A 16,476-nucleotide genomic window follows, 5' to 3' on the forward strand; every position below is an offset into this window, starting at 1 on the left:
GTGGTCTCACGCGAGATCGACGTCGTCGCCCTCGGCCATCTCCCGGAAGCGCTCGCTCTCCTCGCTCTCGAGCCACGCGCGGGCGTGCTCGAGGAAGAGAGCCGGTGCGTCCTCGGCCTCGGCGGCGGAGGCGAACGGCCCGAGGGTGTCCTCGGAGGGTCGGGCGTCCGCACGCTCGACCGCCTGCGTCGAGAGGTTGTACCAGTAGGCCTGCCCACCGCTCATCTGCTCTGCTCCCCGTTCACTCCACGATCCTAATCAACACGGCCGCCGGCTCCCCGGCGGTGGAACGCGTCGTGGCCCCGGTCCGGAGACCAGGGCCACGATCCGTCGGCTTCGGGGGGCTCAGCCGCCCGCGAGCTCAGCGTCCTTGTCGCGGATGGAGTCCGCCATGCGGTCCAGCGCGTCGGCCATGTCGTTCACGGCCTCCGCGGCGTCATCCAGCGACGAGGTGAGCTCGCCGTAGGCCGTGGAGTACGCGTCGGAGGCGTTCTCCGTCTTGAACCCGTCCTGCACCAGGTCGTCGATGACGCCCTGCAGCTCCTTCAGGGTGTCGGTGACGGTGCTGCGCCCGTCCCGGAGGCGCGCAGCGGCGCTCTCCATCTCGCTGTACGTTGCTCCGAAATCATGTCCGGCCATGAGAACCGCCTCCGTCTTTCGTCGTGTCCAGGCCCTGTGGCCCCTCTGGTGTCGAGGCTAGCCAAAGATCCGGAATCGGCACACGGGGAGTGGTACCCATGCACCTCTGCCCATCAGGCGTCCGGGACCAGTGGCATCTGCAGCGTGACTGCGCGTCCGGCCTGCACGAAGATGCCGCGACCCGCGGGGAAGTCCGACCGCTTGACGCGGCCGAAGGCGAGCTTGAAGACCGACTCGCCGTCGTACGTGTCGGGCTTGAGCACGATGCCCTGGCGGCCCGTCTTCCACTCCCCCAGCACGCCGATGCTGCCGCTGGCGCGCGAGATCTCCGCCTCGCCGAGGAGCAGGTGGTCGCTGTTGTTCATCGCCTGGAGCAGGGCTCGCATCGGCCGGTCGGCCGGCCCGTCGGCGAGGTGCGGCATGTCCTCGATGACGATCAGGATGCGACCTCCCGGCGCGTCGCTGACGACCAGCTCCGCGAGCTCGGTCGCGAGCTCCTTCTCATCCTCGGGGCGGATGGCGCTGCGCACCCACGGACGGAAGTCCTTGAGCTCCGATCGGCGGGTGCCGAAGTGGTACATCTTCACCTGCGGATCGAAGCGCTCCATCGCCACGACGAGCGCCTTGAGCGCGTTCGTGCGACCGGATGCCGGCGGCCCGGAGATCACGAACGAGCCGACGGGCTCGAAGCCGCGCGGGGCCAGCGTGTCGTCGGCGATGCCGAAGACCGGCATCCCGTCCGCCAGCGCGGGCATCTCGTCGGCCGTGACCATCGTGGGCAGCGCACCGATCTCGGGCAGGTCGCGCACGCCTTCGGCGCGCAGCCGCTCGCCGAGCGCGTGCAGCGCCTTGGTCTGCTCGACGACGTTCGCCGTTCCGCCCAGCACGGCGATCTGCGCCTCGTGGCCGTCGACGACGGCGCGACCGGGCGCCGACTGCTCGTCGAGCACGTCGCGCGGCACGCTCAGCAGCATGTACTGGCTGGGATCGCCCATGCGCAGCACCACACGCCGCGGGATGTTCGCCGCCACCGCACTGGGGACCGCGTTGCCGCGGTCGGCGGTGATGACGGTGTGCAGGCCCAGGGTGCGGCCCTCCCCCAGGATCCGCATGAAGATCCGATAGAACGGGCCGCGTCCGGGAGCCACCTCCCAGTCCTTCTTGAACTCGGGGTAGTTGTCGACGAGCAGGATGATGCGCGGCATCCGCGGGTCCTTGAGCTCGCGGTACTCCTGGACGGAGGCGGCGCTGGCGGCCGAGAACGCCGCCGCCCGGCGGTCCATCTCCCCGTCGAGCGTGCGCAGCAGTCGTTGGATGCGCTCCACGTCGGAGCTGTCGACGACCGAGCCGACATGCGGAAGGGCGGCGAGCGCGCCGAGGGCCCCGGACGCGAAGTCGAGGCAGTACACCTGCACCCGCCCGAGGTCCGGGCGCATGCCCGCCGCCGTGCCGATGGTCTTCAGCAGGGTCGACTTGCCCGAGCCCGACGTGCCGTAGATCACCAGCGAGCCGTCGCGATCGGGAGAGAACACCGCCGACTGCTGCAGCTGCTTCTCGGGCACGTCCACCAGTGCGAGGGGGATGCGCGTGTCGCCCTCGTTCGGCAGATCGAGGAGATCGACCAGCGGCGGGAGATCGTCGAGCCACGGGCGCCGGGGGCGCGGCAGCTCGGCACGCTCACTCGCGCGGATGAGGGTCGAGACGATGCGCTTCTGGTCGTTCGGACCGAGGTCCTCGAGGTGCGCGTCGGCGTCGGCCGGCCGATCGGGCTCCCACTCACCGCGCGCGCCGAACCCGAGCTCGGCGACGCGCACGTCGGCCGTGTCGGAGTCGTCCTCCGTGGTCCAGCCGCCGGCATAGGCCGACTGGAACGGTACGAGACGACCAGGGCCGGTCTTGGCGATCGCCCGGCCGGGAATCGTCGCGGGGAAGCTCGCGGCGATGGGGTCGTCGACCACGTCGCGCGAGTCGGCCTCATCGGCCATCCGCAGCGCGATGCGCAGGTTGGTGTTCGCGCGCAGGTTGTCCTTGATGACGCCGGCCGGTCGCTGGGTCGCCATGATCAGGTGGATGCCCAGGGAGCGTCCGCGCTGGGCGATGTCGACGACGCCGTCGACGAACTCCGGCATCTCCGAGGCGAGGGCGGCGAACTCGTCGATCACGAGGACCAGCGCCGGTGGGCATTCCGGGTCCTGGCGCTTCTCGAGCTCGAGGAGGTCCTTCGCCTTCTTGCGGTTGAGGAGGTGCTCCCGGTTCTGCAGCTCTGCCCGGAGGCTGGTGAGCGCGCGACTCACGAGGTGGGGGCTCAGATCGGTGACGAGTCCGACGCAGTGCGGCAGCTCGACGCAGTCGGCGAAGGCCGACCCGCCCTTGTAGTCGACGAAGAGGAACGTCACGCGGTCGGGGCTGTGCGCGGCGGCCATGGCGAGCACCCATGCCTGGAGGAACTCCGACTTGCCGGCGCCCGTGGTGCCGCCGACGAGGGCGTGCGGGCCGTGGGTGCGCAGATCGAGCACCATCGCGTTGCTCTGGCCCTGCCCGATGATGGCGCGGAGCGTGCCCGACTTCTTGAGTCGCGGACGCGGGGCGGCGGACCTGTCGACGATCGTGTTGTTCTGCCGCCACCGCTCGATGACCACCTGTGGATCCTCCGCGATGGCGGGATCCACCAGCTGCAGGAACATGACGGAGTTCGGGATGTCGGACGAGTCGTGCACGCCGGTGCTGGCGTCCACCACCGGCGACAGGCGCCGGGCGAGCATCTCCATGTAGGCGTGCGAGACGCCCTCGACGCGCACATGGGCGAAGTTCTCGCCGTTGCGCACGAGCCCGACCTCCGCGTCCTCGAGGCCGGCCGTGACGTCGATGTAGCTGCGGCAGACGGCCGGGAGCGACTCCACCGTCGGCGCGACGAAGACGGCGTGCACGCCGTGGTCGGCGCCGCGCTCGAGCACGTCGAGGAGCCGGCCGCGATCGACCGGGGCGTCACTGGAGACGAAGACGATGACCGACAGGGCCGGGGTCTTCTTGTGCTCGTCGGCCGCCCGCGACACGTCGGTGCCGTAGAGCAGCGGGTTCCAGTCCTCCTTGAAGGGACCGCGGGGCTCCCCGCCTCCGCCGGCGGCGGCCTCGGCGCGCTGCACGTACTCCTCGAGGGTGCTGAGCAGCGCCGCGCTGGTGGGGGCGGAGTCGGCGAGGGCGATGTCGCGGAACGGGCTCTTGTCGCTGGAGGTGTGCGGCATCCAGGTCAGCCAGTCGAGCTCCGGCGTCCAGGTGGAGTCGGCGAAGGCGACCGCGACGACGTCGTTGGGGGCGTGGAGGCCGAACAGCTGCACCGCGAGACCGCGCATCGCGTCGGCCACCGGCTGCGGCGGACCGGCGATGCCGATGGAGCCGGCGTCGACGAACGTCTCGAACACCGGCACGTCGTCGACGAAGGCGTAGCGCTCGCGCAGACGGTCGACCCGGTCGATGAAGTCCGGCAGGCCTTCCGGGCTCTCGGCCTCGTCGATGCTGTTGCGCGCCGGGAGGCGGCAGCTGCCGAGGCGCAGGCCGAGGAAGTTCCAGTGCTCGGGACGACGGGTCCAGAGCATCGGCCCCAGGCGCATGGCCTGGTCGAAGATCTCGGCCACGGGCGGCGCCTCCGCGTTGCGCGCGAGTTCCTCCTCCGGCTTGCCGTGGAAGAAGTCCTCCTCGAGCTTCTCGAACTGGCGCTCGAAGAGCAGGATCTCGTGGTTCTCGCCCTTCTTGCTCTGCGCCGACTGGTTGATGAGGTTGCCGAAGGCCATGAGCGGCGTCATCACGATCAGCAGCAGTGACCGCGGGTTGCCGTTCAGCGCGTACAGCGCCATTCCCATCAGGATCGGCGCGACGAGGATCGGCCACGGGAACATCCGCCCGATCTTCTCGGTGGGCATCCGCGGGATCTTGAACAGCGTGCCGGGGTAGCGCACCTCCACGCGCGGGCTGCGGTTGAACAGCAGTCCGCCGCCGCGCTCGATGATGGGCTCCTCCGCCCCGGATCCGTCGAACGAGCGCGCGAGACGCAGCACGAGCGTGGTGCCGCCGATGACGAACGGCTCCCCCTCCTCGACGCGGACGCGCTGCACGGCGATCCCGTCGACGAGCACGCCGTTGGCGGAGTTCAGGTCGACGACCTCGATGTGCGTGCCGACCTCGAGGCGCGCGTGACGCTTCGAGACCATCGGGTCGACGAGCACGACGTCGTTGCCGGGCTCCCGCCCGATGAAGACGGTCCCGGCGGCGATGGGGAACTCCTGGCCCGCGAGCGCTCCGGCGACGGCCACGAGCACGCCGGCGCTCTCACGCCGATCGGCGGCGCGGTAGTCGCGTCCGTGATTGACGATGGATGCTGCGAAGCCCGACCCGATGGGCGCTTCGCCGATGGGGACGTCCGGCTGCAGCGTGACGAATCGCTCCCCGGTGGGCGGCGCCACCGCGAGGGTGAGCACGTCGCCTTCCGCGACCGGGATCGACCGGGTCGGGTCGGCCATGGCCACGTGCCGTGCGACGTCGCCCGTCGTGGCGGTGGAGTCGGTCGTGATGACGATGTCGACAGGGTCGCCTGTCGGACGTCGCAGGGTGAGCTTGAGCCTCACGGATGTCTCCTGGTGTTGCGGGAAGGTGCGTCGGTCACGGTCGGGCGTCGGCGCGCGATGGCAGCACCACCACGGTGGCGACTCTGTCGCCGAGCCGGATGACGTCGCCGACGGTGGTCTGCACGGGGGTACCGGCGACGACGGCGTACTCGGTGCCGGCGCGCACGAGTCCCGAGCCGTTCGTGGAGCGCCAGTCGGTGATCTCGATGCCGTCGGCCAGCGGTCGCGCCAGCAGGTGGGTCTTCGAGAGCGACCTACTGTCGTCGACCAGCGCGACGGCGGCGGCGCCCGGGTGCTCGGCCGGGTCGGGGTTGCGCCCGATCAGCACGGGTCGCTCGACCGGCACGTCCTGCCCCGAGTCGAAGCGCAGGCCGTAGGCGGGTGCGGGGGTCGGCTCGGGCGTCGGTGCGGGCGCGGGATCCTGCGTCGGCGACGGCGCGGGGTCCGGTGCGGAAGCGGGCGCTGGCTCCGGCGTCGGTGCGGGCGCGGGGTCCGGCGTGGGCGCGGGTGTCGGCGCCGGCGCGGCGACCGGCGGAGCGGGGACCACCGACGTCGCGGCATCGGACGTCGATGCCTCGGGCCCCGCCGCATCGTGCGGCCGGTAGCCGCCCAGCACCGGCTGACCCGGCTCGGCGGGAGCGGACGGCACGGTGGGCGTCGCGAGCGAGAGTCCGACGCTCGGCCGCTCTCGGGAGTCGTGCGGTTTCGCGAGTCCGAGGATGCCCGCGCTGACCCGGCTGCCGGGACGGTATTCGGGCTGTGCGCCGGGCAGAGTGGGCGTGGCCAGCGACGGCAGCGCCGACCGGCCGAGGACGGGCTCTGCCTTCACCATCTTGCGCGCGACGCGCATGCGCTTCTCGTCGTAGGGGTTGAGCCCGCGGCGCACGTCGACGAGCCACATCCCGGCGGCCTTGTCGTGCAGCCCTCTTCCTCGGCGCTCCGGGTCGAACGTCGGCGAGACGAGCATCAGCGCGACTCCGACGACGGGCACGATGCCCGCGGCGATCAGCAGGAGGAAGCGCACGAGCACGCGGCCGACGCGCGGCTTCGCCAGGGTGCGCACGTCGACGCTGCGGATGCCGGTGAGGGCCTTGCCGATGGTCCTGCCCTTGACGCCGTGCAGGATCAGTTGCACGACGAGGTAGATCAGGCCGAGCAGGGTGGACACCGCGGCCAGGACGGCGGCGAGGATGAAATCGGGGTGGTTCAGGAAGCCGTAGGCCGAGATCGAGCCCGTCGCGAGCTTCAGCAGGAGCGGCACGGCTCCCACGAGGAACGGGATGGCGAGGATCAGCCAGAGCGCCGCGTCGATCAGGGCGGCGAGCGCCCGCCGGCCGAACGGCGCGCGGAGCAGACCGAGCGCCGCGGCGTAGGCGGGATCGGCGCGCCCCTGCGCATCGATTCCCTCGATCTCGGAGCGCTTCTCGTCGATCTCCCAGATCATCCGTCGACGCACCCCCGGACGGGCTCGGACACTCGCCCGTCCTCTCGCCGCAGCATCACATCGATGCAGGTCGTGCCCGAGCTCGCCGGCACCTGGGCCACGGCGTTCGCAGACTGCTGCGTGTCGACCGCACCGGAGACGTCCACGACGTTCCAGATGAAGGTGTCGCCATCCTGCGGGTCGCGGTTGACCCACGTGAAGACGGTCTGCTCGCCCTGGCGCGTGCCGGTGAGCTCCGCCACCTTGGGGACGAAATCGGTCACCACATCCTGCGGCTCCGCGGTCGGGCTCGCCACGGGCGTGCTGTCGATGCCGGCGGCGAGCGTGTTGACGCCGATGAAGGCCCCGATGACGACCACGACCGCGGCCGCGGCGGACAGGCCGATCCACAGGCCCTTCCGTGCGGGACGGGCAGCGGCCGTCGCGGCCGCGGGCTCGGCCGGGACGGGCGACGGGGCCGGCTGCGGCGCGACGACCGTCGGCGGCCGGGCGATCGTGCGGTCGTCCGCCGTCGACGGCGCGGGGTCGGGCGGTGCCGACGACGTGCGGATCTGGGTGGCCTCGTCGGGCGCGGAGGGCGGTGGGGGATCGAAGCGCGGAACGGCAGGCCCCACCGGCGACGACGGCTTGCGCTCCGTGGTGGCGGACGGACGGGTGAGAGCCGCGGCATCCGGATCGATGCTGACGATCTCGCGCACGCGGGTGAGACCGTCGTTGTCGTCGTCGAGGTCTTCGGCCGGCGGGTGGTCGTCGACGATGTCGATGGGGGTGACCGAGTGCGAGAGCTCGATCTGCACCTTCTGGAGCGCCCGGGCGAAGGCGACGGCGCTGGGATAGCGGTCGTCGGGGTTCTTCGCCATGGCGCGGTCGAGCACCCGCTGGAGGCTGTCGGGTGCGTCGGGGCGGTTCAGCGACGGGACGGCGGCGCGCTCGATCCGCTCGATGAGGTCGGCGCTGGAGTTGCGCTCCCCCGGTCGCTCGAACGGCGACCGACCCGCGAGCAGCGTGAACAGGGTGGCGCCGAGAGCCCAGACATCCGTCCGCGGCCCGCTGCGGGGCGGCTCGGCGAAGGACTCCGGCGGCGACCACGGGATCGACATGCCGGCGGCCTCGCTCGTGGCGCCGGTCGTCGAGGCGATTCCGAAGTCGGTCAGCGCAGGGCGGTTGTAGGCGGTGACGAGGATGTTCGCCGGCTTGATGTCGCGGTGGAGCACGCCGGCGCGGTGGGCGGTCTCGACGGCTCCCGCCACCTGCACGCCGACGCGCAGCGCCTCGGCGACGGAGAACGTCTCCTTGCGCGCGCGCAGCTGCAGGTTCGGCCGCGGGCAGTACTCCATGACGAGGTACGGACGGCCGTCGCCGGCCACCCCCGCCTGGTAGATCGTGACGATCGCGGGGTGCGTCGACAGCATCGCCATGACGTTCGCCTCGTCGGCGAACTCCTGGGCCGCACCGCCGGTGAGGCGGTCGGCGAGCAGCACCTTGACCGCGACCTCTCGCCGCGGCATCTGCTGCTCGTACAGGAACACGTCGGCGAAGCCACCCGTGCCGAGAGGCTCCAGGTAGCGGAAGCCGGGCAGCTCCGGCGGCGGGGAGGGGGGACGGCTCACGGAAGTCCCTCGAAGGCGACCGTGACGCCGTCACCGAGGTCGACCACGTCATCGGACAGCACGAGGGTCTGCTCCCCGGGGTGCAGGCGCACGGGATCGGCACCCGGCCGCAGCAGCGTCGAGCCGTTGGTGGTGTGCAGGTCGATGACCACCACGGTGTCGCCCTCGGGACGGATCTCGAGGTGACTGCGGGAGATGTCCTGCTCGGGACTGTCGACGGCGATCAGGTGCGGCATGTTGGCACCGCTCGCCCTCGTCGAGCGCGGCCGGCGGCCGATCACCACGGTGCGGTCGAGCGTGACGACCTGGCCAGTGGAGACGCGGATGCGGCCGGTGGCCGCCGTCACGACAGGGAGCACGGCGGTGGGGGTGTCGTCACCGGTCGGCTGAGGGCGCACGGCCCGCAGCTGCGCCGCCGAGATCGTCTCGCCGTCGTGATCGCCGGCGAGCGGCGCCGCCGGCAGGGGCGGCAGGGGCGGCACCGCCACGCCGGGGACGGAATGCACCGTGGCTCCCCAGAGCTGGTCGGAGTCGTCGCTCGGCGGGGCGAGGGTCAGCTCGCTCGGCTCGGGGAGGGCGGGTGCGTCCTCGGCCGTCGGGGCGGCGTCGATGACCGGCTCGAGGGCGGGAACAGGGTCCGGCTCGGGAACAGGCTCGGGGGCGGGCTCGGGGGCGGCAACGGGCTCCGGCTCGGGGGCGGGCGCAGGCGCGGCGGGCTCCGGCTCGGGTTCGGGCGCGGGCTCCAGCTCGAGCGCGGGCTCGTCACCGGCCTCCGGCTCGACCTCCGGTGAAGGCACCGACTCGGCATCCCGCTCGACCACCGGCACAGCCTCGACCACCGGCACAGCCTCGACGACGGAAGCGGCTTCAGGGATCGGCACGTCCGCGACCACCGGCGCGTCGTGGACCACCGGCGCGTCGTGGACCACGGAATCCGACCCGAGCTTCGCCATCACGTCTGCCGCGCGGACGACCGCACTGCGCACCGGCAGGGCGGGACCCTGGGCCGCGGCATCCATCGTCAGCTCGACGCGGGTCGCGCCGGTCACGAAGCGCTCGTTCCAAGTCGACGCGTCGGCTCCGGAGAACTCCCGCACGCCCGAGGCGGTGCCCACGCGCACGACGGCGTCGCCGCGGACGGCGATGCGGACGTCGTCGCCCTCGGAGATCACGGCGGCGAACGGCGGCAGGGATGCCAGCATCCCGCCCGCCTGTGAGGCGAGCACGTCGAGCACCGTCGCGAGGGCGGGCTGGTGCGGCATCCGCTCCCACATGCCCGTCACGACGTCCGCCGACGCATCCGGCGGCAGTGCCACCAGGCCGCCGGGGAGCACGATGACGTACCAGTCTCCGGATCGGTAGGTCGTCTGCATCAGCGCACTCCTCCTGCTGCGGTCTCGCGCGGGCGGGTGTCCGCATCGATGTCGTCGTCGGTCTCCAGGAGCATGCCCGGCCGCGAGGCGACCGAGACGGCGTCGACGATGACCACGGTGATGTTGTCGCGACCGCCGGCGGCGACGGCCTCCTCGACGAGGACGTCAGCGGCCCGCTGCGGGTCGGGCTCGCTGTGGAGCACCGCGCGGATGCGGGCGTCGGGCACCTCCGACGTCAGCCCGTCGGAGCACACCATGATCCGGTCGCCCAGCTCGGCGGGGAACAGCCAGTAGTCGGCATCGCCGGTGCTGCTGGCGCCGATGGCGCGGGTGATGATGTTGCGACGACGGTCGGCGAGGGCGTCCTCCGCGGTCAGCTCGCCGGCGTCGATGAGCTCCTGCACGACGGAGTGGTCGACGCTGATCTGCTCGAGCTCGCCGTCCGCGAGACGATAGGTGCGGGAGTCGCCGATGTTGACGGCGAGCCAATAGCCCATGCCGTCGACGGCCGAGATGACCACCCCGCTGAGGGTCGTGCCGGCGCGGCCGTTGCCGGAGGCCGACAGCTCCTCCACGCTCGCACGGGCGCGCGACAGCGCGAGCCGCACGTCGTCGAGCTCCAGCGCGGCACGCCCGACGGAGCTGGAGAACTCCGCGATGACCGCGGCGCTCGCCCGCTCCCCCGCCTCATGGCCGCCCATGCCGTCGGCGACGACGAAGACCGGGGCGGTCGCCAGATGGGAGTCCTCGTTCAGCGCACGCCGAAGCCCCGTGTGCGTCGCCGCTCCGGTCGAGACGATGAGAGCCGCAGGCCTCATGCGTAGCCTCCGATCGTGACGATGCGGTCGCCGATCTCGATCGCGTCGCCGAGCCGGACGGGCACCCGCTGACCGGCCGGGCAGGCGATCCGCTGCCCGTCGCGGACGAGCGTCATGCCGTTCGTGGAGTGCCGGTCCATGACCCAGCCGCCGGACGTCTCCGCCGCCGCCTCGAAGTGCGTCTTCGACAGGGAGAGCGTCTCGTCGCGGACGGGCACGATCACGGCGCCGTCCTGGGGCGCGGGATTGCGGCCGAAGACCGTGAGCCGGGAGACCGACACGCGCGTGCCGTCGTCCCAGGTGAAGACGAGGCGGTGACCGGGGATGCTGATCCTCGTGTCCTCGAGGGGCTCGACCTCGCGGGCGCCGGCCGGGGCGGCGGGAGCCTCGGGGGCGGCAGGCGCGGGCACAGGCGGAGCGTCGACGAGGTGTGCCGGCGGCGCATCGACGAAAGGCGCCGGCGGAGCCTCGGCCGCGACGCGCTGTCCGACGACGGTCGCGTCGAGCTCTGCGACATCGCCACCCCGATCGAGCGGATGCTGCGGCGCCGGCGTGCCCGACGCGGCAGGCGTCGCGACGGCGACCTGCGGCGCGGTCCCGGGTGCGTGGTCGTGCGTGATGCCGGGCACGAACGCGATGAGCGGCTCGGCGCCGTCGGGCACGGACGAGGAGGGCTGCGGCGACACCGGGCGGGGCTCCGTGACCGGGGGGCGGGGAGGAAGCGGCGGGACGGCGGGCGCAGCCGGCGCCGCCGTGGCGACGGCGGGCGTTCCCGCCGCTGCGGCGGGGGACGGCGCCGCAGCAGCGACGACGGCACCCGTGGCCGTCGGCGCGGCCTTCGAGCGCCGCGCCGGAACCGACCCGGGGCCGGTGGCGCGGGCATCCGTCATGAGCGCACCGGACGCGCGGTCGTGCCAGCCCTGGAAGCGGCCGGAGCCGTCGAACAGCGGGGTGAGGTAGCCGACGACGATCGAGCATGCGAGCCCGAACACGACGTTGCGCAGCAGGGCCCGGCCGAAGCCGAGCGGAGCTTCGTCGCGGGCGCGGACCAGGCGCAGCCCCTGCGCGCGCATGCCGATCGACCCGGAGCGCGACTGCATGAGCGTGTAGACGAGGAACCAGATGAGCAGCAGCGCGGAGGCGACCGGCGCTCCGACGAGGAGCGTACCCAGCATCCCGTCCGCTCCCGCGAGCGTCGCCATCACCACGACGATCCCGTAGATCACGATCGCCAGACCGGCCGAGATCACGGCGTCGATGAGGTAGCCGATCGCGCGTCGGGAGATCGGGGCGATCGTCACGGCTGCGGGCTCCGTCATGGGGTCTCGCTCTCGGGGGCGGCGGGTGGCGTCGTGCTGCTGCTTCCGATCGTGCCCGATTCGCGGCGCATGCGCGCGGTCGCCGCGTCGCGCAGGGTGCGGACGCCGTCCGACATCCTCGTGTTGCTGAGGAGCGAGCGGAGGCTGATGCGCGCCCTGAGGCGCTTCCAGAATCCCGCTCCCGCGCCGAGTCCGCCGACGATCTCGTCGACCTCGCGCCAGAACGCGTCGACGTCGTCGGGCGTCGGATCCGTCGGCCCGAAGACGTCGGCGTCGGCCCGGTCGGCGAGCGACGTCACCTGAGGGACGGCGAGGGTGGCGACCACTGAGGCGGCCTCCTCGGTGCGGGTGCTGCCCGGCGTTAGACGCGCGCCGTAGTCGACGGCGCGGTCGGTGAGCTCGTCCCAGCCGCCGCTGATGCGGTCGGCGGTGCGCGCTGCCGTCCGGCGCGACCGGCGTCTGGCGGCCTTCCACACGCCGATCACGATGAACGGCGAGAGAAGGAGGGCGAGGATCGCCAGGGAGATGCCCGCGATGAGCAGGATCGTGCCGATGATGCCGGCCAGGTTCACCGTCTCGTCCTCGGACTCCCGGTCGTCGGGAAGGGTCGGCGGCAGGTCGACCGGCTCCTGCGGCGGCGGGGGCGGCTGAAGCACCTGCGGCTTCGGGTCCACCCTCGGCTTCGTGTTCTGGTCGTTCGGGACCTGGTCCTCGGGAGGCGTCGGGTCGAACGCGAGCCAGCCGACGCCCGCGAAGTCGACCTCGACCCACGCGTGCACGTCGTCACCGGCCGCCTCGAAGAACGCGTCGCCCTCCTGGTTCTCGTCGGGGTAGTAGCCCATCACCACGCGCGCCGGGATGCCCAGCTCGCCGGCGAGGAGCGACATCGCGACGGCGTACTGCTCGTCGTCGCCGATCATCTGATCGCCGCCGAACAGCGTGGTCATGCGCTCCGAGGTGTGGCCGGCGCGGGAGAGCACCTCTCCCTCGAGTCCGTGGCTGAAGAAGCCCTCCTCCGCGAGATAGGTCTCCAGCGCGCGCACCTGCTCGATCGGGGTCTCGGCGTTGGCGACGATCTCGGCTGCGAGCGAGGCCAGCTCCTCGGGGACGTTCTGCTGCGTGGACTGCGGGACGGCGGCGAAGGGGACGTCGGCGAGCTGGTCGTCCTCGGGGGTCGCGGGGATGACCGCGTCGACGGTGTATTCGTCACCCGCCCGCAGCTTCGAGGTCGTCACGGTGGTGCCGGTCGCGGCGTTCACGTACGTCGCGCGACGCAGCTCGTCGGCGCGGTCGCCGTCGAAGCGGATGTCCTCCAGCGCTCCGGCCGTGGGCAGCCAGACCGCGTCGTACTCGTCGACGGCGATCTTGAGCGTGACCGGCACGCCGCGGGCGTCCGGCGACATGCCGGCGCGCAGCGGGGTGAACGCGCTCGACGTCGTCGGGCCGCCGTCGGTGACGTTGTAGACCGTGCCGTCGAACTCGTCCATGACCGCCGTGCGCATGCGCGCGCCCTTCGGCAGACCCTGCACCGTGAACAGGGTCTCGTCTGCCTCGTCGCGCACGTTCTTGCGGAAGGCCTGGAGCGGACTCGGGTAGTCGCGGATGTTGAAGGGCGGGATGATGACGTCGCGGAACACGTGCCGGGGCTCCGCGGGAACGGCGACCGCACTCGCGGCGACGCCCACGCCACCGGCGACCGCCAGCACCGCCACGCCGGCGAGCAGCCGGCGCAGGCGCATCCGCCAGGCGCGCGCCGGGTCGACCTCGCCGACCGACACGGCCATGTTCTGCGGCGCCCATATCTGACGCAGCGCGAGCCACACCATGCTCACGACGGCGAGCACCAGCCCTTGGAGCACCGGGAAGGCCGGGTCGGGCGTGCCCAGGGCGATCACGAGCATGAGCAGCAGACCGACGGGGAGGAGCGCCCATGCGGCCTGCCGCAGACGGAGCGCCAGCGAGCCGGTCAGCGCGCCGAACACGAGGGCCAGGAGGAAGGGCACGATGAGATGACCATCGGATGCCGGGACCGGTGCCACCGTGGTCAGCATCTGCTTCCACGACGTGACCGTGCCCAGGGCCAGCCTCTGCAGCGTGTCGAGGGTGGGGACGACGCCGAGGAGGGTGGTCTGCGGGAGGGCGAGAACGCCGCCGAAGACGATGTACGCCGCCAGCACGAGTCCCGTGATGATGAGGATGCCCCATCGACGCCAGGCCGCCACCGCAGCGACGCCGAGCCCGAGGACGAGTCCCCCGAGGGCAGCCGGGAGGAACGCCGGGCCGGCGAAGGTCGGCCAGAACCCGAGGAGGGCGACGACGATGAGCGTGGCGGATGCCGCGACATCCAGGATCCAGCGACGACGCGGAAGCGCCGCCGGTGCGGGCGCGGTCATGCGAGCACCTTCTGGAGGGCGAGCGGGATCTGCTCGAGGGCGCCGATCGTGATCACGTCGGCGTCGCCGATGCGGCGCAGGGCGGGCGAATCCACCCGCGTGTCGGCGATGACGGCCAGGGCGCGGGCGCCGAACGGCAGGCGGGAGCACGCGAGGCGCAGGTCGTCCGACGACACGGTCGATCCGCAGACGAGCACGACCACGCTCGCGAGCGGCATCGCGGCCGCGACCGTGCCCGCGAGGTCGGCGATGCCGCCCTCGCGGGGCTTGCTGGTCTCGACGGCGGACAGCGAGTCGAGCAGCTGCTTGCCGGTGGCGGCCGGCAGCTCGCGGCCCTGCACGCGCATGTCGACGCGCTGCGAGTCGCGCAGCGCCCGCAGGCCGATGGAGCCCGCGGCCGAGATGCCGAGCTCGAGGTCGTCGGCGGAGGTGTAGTCGGCACTCGAGCGCGACAGTCCGATGACGAAGTGGGAGCGGCGGGTCTCCTCGAACTGCCGGACCATCATGGTGCCGGTGCGCGCCGTCGACCGCCAGTGGACGTGGCGGAGGTCGTCGCCGGGCTGGTACTCCAGCAGGGCGTGGAAGGAGACGTCGTCGCGCGACAGGTCGGCGGCCGGCAGACCCTCGAGGTCGCGGAGGTAGCCGAGCGACTGACCGCCGAAGGCGACGGTGCGGGGGTGCACGAAGAGGTCGACGGGTTCGTCGCGACGATGAGCCCGCTCGAAGAGGCCGAGGGGGTCACCGCGCACGACGCTCACCGGGCCGACCTTCACCACACCCCGCTTCTGCGTCGGGATGGCGAAGAGCTCCTCGGCCTCCTCCCCCGGCGCGAGGCGCTGGATGCCGAATTCTCCGCGGCCGGATCCGACGGGCAGCACGATGCGCGACGGCAGGATCGCGCGCGTCCCGCGGTTGGCCAGGGTGAGCGCGCCGACCGCGCGCTCGCCCACGACCACGCGCGTGCGGGCGAGGTCCAGCGAGACGTCGTACGCCGTCCGGCCGATGAGGAACAGCGCGCAGACCGCGAGCGTCACGGCCAGGATGATGGCGACCACGATGAGCTCGCGCCATCCCATGATCTGGCCGACGACCCACGAGCCGACGGCGATCCCCGCGAGCACCCACGCGAGCGGACGGATGACCGAGCCGATGATGCGGAGGCGCGTCAGCGCGCGCGCGCCGAGGAGCGCCGCGACGTCACGCCATCCGGCGTCGCGATCCCCCTGCGCCGGCAGTGCCTCCGCGACCATCAGGCCGCCGTTCGCGCCTGCGGAGCGGCGATCCCGTCGAGAGCGCGGGCGATGACCGTGGCGCTGCTCGTGCCGGCGAACTCCGCCTCGGCGTCGAGCACGAGGCGGTGCTGCCACGCCGGGTGGGCGAGGGTCTTGATGTCGTCGGGAAGCACGAAGTGCCGCCCGTGCGCGGCCGCCCACACCTTGGCGATGCGGACCATCGCGATGGCGCCGCGGACGGACACGCCCAGGCGCGTGGCGGTGTCCTCGCGCGTCGCTGCGGTGAGCTCGGCCACGTAGCGCAGGACGGCGGGCTCGACGTGGACGGATGCCGCCAGGTCGGCCATGTCGGCCACGGCACCCGTGGTGATGACGGGCGACAGTCCGGCGGAGGGGTTGCGATCGGATGCCCCGGCGAGGATCTTCTCGGTCACCGCGAGGTCGGGGTAGCCGATCGATGTCTTGATGAGGAAGCGATCCAGCTGCGCCTCAGGCAGCTTGTACGTGCCCGCCTGCTCGATCGGGTTCTGCGTCGCGATCACGAGGAACGGGCGGCCCGTCTCATGCGTGACGCCGTCGACGGTGACCCGCGACTCCTCCATCACCTCCAGGAGCGCGGACTGCGTCTTCGGCGAGGCGCGGTTGATCTCGTCGGCCAGCACGATGGAGGCGAAGATCGGGCCCTTGTGGAACTCGAAGCGGTGCGCCTGCTGGTCGTAGATCGTGACGCCGGTGACGTCGGAGGGCAGGAGGTCGGGCGTGAACTGGATGCGCGCGCTCGTCCCCTGCACGGTGGCGGCCAGCGCCTTGGCGAGGCTGGTCTTGCCCGTGCCCGGGGCGTCCTCGAGGAGGACGTGTCCCTCGGCGAGCATGGCCGCGAGCACCAGCCCGATGATCTCGCCCTTGCCCTGCACCGCCTTGTCGATGTTGGCCACCAGCCGATCGAAGGTCGAGTGGAACCAGGCCGCCTGCTCGGGGGTCATGCTCATGTCGTGATGCTCTCTGTCGTGGAGGGAAGGTCGGGCAGGG

General features: G+C 72.3%; 11 protein-coding genes. All 11 read right to left on the reverse strand.

Going from position 1 to position 16,476, the window contains the following annotated elements; genetic code table 11:
• Positions 1-6 precede the first annotated feature (6 nt).
• The 11 genes from CVS47_RS11585 to CVS47_RS11635 all read right to left on the reverse strand — a co-directional run bounded on the left by CVS47_RS11585 (position 7) and on the right by CVS47_RS11635 (position 16,436).
• Positions 7-225, reverse strand: coding sequence for a hypothetical protein (locus tag CVS47_RS11585; RefSeq protein WP_127096217.1), 219 nt, complete (start codon positions 223-225; stop codon positions 7-9).
• A gap of 120 nt (positions 226-345) precedes the next feature.
• On the reverse strand, positions 346-639 hold the full coding sequence (locus CVS47_RS11590; RefSeq protein ID WP_241240132.1) for a WXG100 family type VII secretion target: 294 nt from the start codon (positions 637-639) through the stop codon (positions 346-348).
• Between the two features lie 113 nt (positions 640-752).
• Positions 753-5,258 carry an FtsK/SpoIIIE domain-containing protein gene (locus CVS47_RS11595; RefSeq protein WP_127096218.1) on the reverse strand — a complete coding sequence of 1,502 codons (4,506 nt, stop codon included), beginning with the start codon at positions 5,256-5,258 and terminating at the stop codon, positions 753-755.
• 34 nt (positions 5,259-5,292) lie between these two features.
• Complete coding sequence (locus CVS47_RS11600; RefSeq protein WP_127096219.1) at positions 5,293-6,702, reverse strand: RDD family protein; 1,410 nt, start codon at positions 6,700-6,702, stop codon at positions 5,293-5,295.
• Complete coding sequence (locus CVS47_RS11605) at positions 6,699-8,312, reverse strand: serine/threonine-protein kinase (RefSeq protein WP_127096220.1); 1,614 nt, start codon at positions 8,310-8,312, stop codon at positions 6,699-6,701. Before CVS47_RS11605 ends, CVS47_RS11600 begins: the two co-directional genes overlap by 4 nt.
• Complete coding sequence (locus CVS47_RS11610) at positions 8,309-9,685, reverse strand: FHA domain-containing protein (protein WP_127096221.1); 1,377 nt, start codon at positions 9,683-9,685, stop codon at positions 8,309-8,311. Before CVS47_RS11610 ends, CVS47_RS11605 begins: the two co-directional genes overlap by 4 nt.
• Positions 9,685-10,503 carry a PP2C family protein-serine/threonine phosphatase gene (locus CVS47_RS11615; RefSeq protein ID WP_127096222.1) on the reverse strand — a complete coding sequence of 273 codons (819 nt, stop codon included), beginning with the start codon at positions 10,501-10,503 and terminating at the stop codon, positions 9,685-9,687. The genes CVS47_RS11610 and CVS47_RS11615 overlap by 1 nt, the downstream gene beginning before the upstream one ends.
• Positions 10,500-11,822, reverse strand: coding sequence for an RDD family protein (locus tag CVS47_RS11620; protein WP_127096223.1), 1,323 nt, complete (start codon positions 11,820-11,822; stop codon positions 10,500-10,502). Before CVS47_RS11620 ends, CVS47_RS11615 begins: the two co-directional genes overlap by 4 nt.
• Complete coding sequence (locus CVS47_RS11625; protein WP_127096224.1) at positions 11,819-14,215, reverse strand: transglutaminase TgpA family protein; 2,397 nt, start codon at positions 14,213-14,215, stop codon at positions 11,819-11,821. The genes CVS47_RS11620 and CVS47_RS11625 overlap by 4 nt, the downstream gene beginning before the upstream one ends.
• Positions 14,212-15,465: a DUF58 domain-containing protein gene (locus CVS47_RS11630; RefSeq protein WP_127096225.1), complete on the reverse strand. Its 1,254-nt coding sequence runs from the start codon at positions 15,463-15,465 to the stop codon at positions 14,212-14,214. Before CVS47_RS11630 ends, CVS47_RS11625 begins: the two co-directional genes overlap by 4 nt.
• Positions 15,465-16,436 carry an AAA family ATPase gene (locus CVS47_RS11635; RefSeq protein WP_127096226.1) on the reverse strand — a complete coding sequence of 324 codons (972 nt, stop codon included), beginning with the start codon at positions 16,434-16,436 and terminating at the stop codon, positions 15,465-15,467. Before CVS47_RS11635 ends, CVS47_RS11630 begins: the two co-directional genes overlap by 1 nt.
• Between the last annotated feature and the right edge of the window lie 40 nt (positions 16,437-16,476).

The organism is Microbacterium lemovicicum (assembly GCF_003991875.1).
Taxonomy (GTDB): Bacteria; Actinomycetota; Actinomycetes; order Actinomycetales; family Microbacteriaceae; genus Microbacterium; species Microbacterium lemovicicum.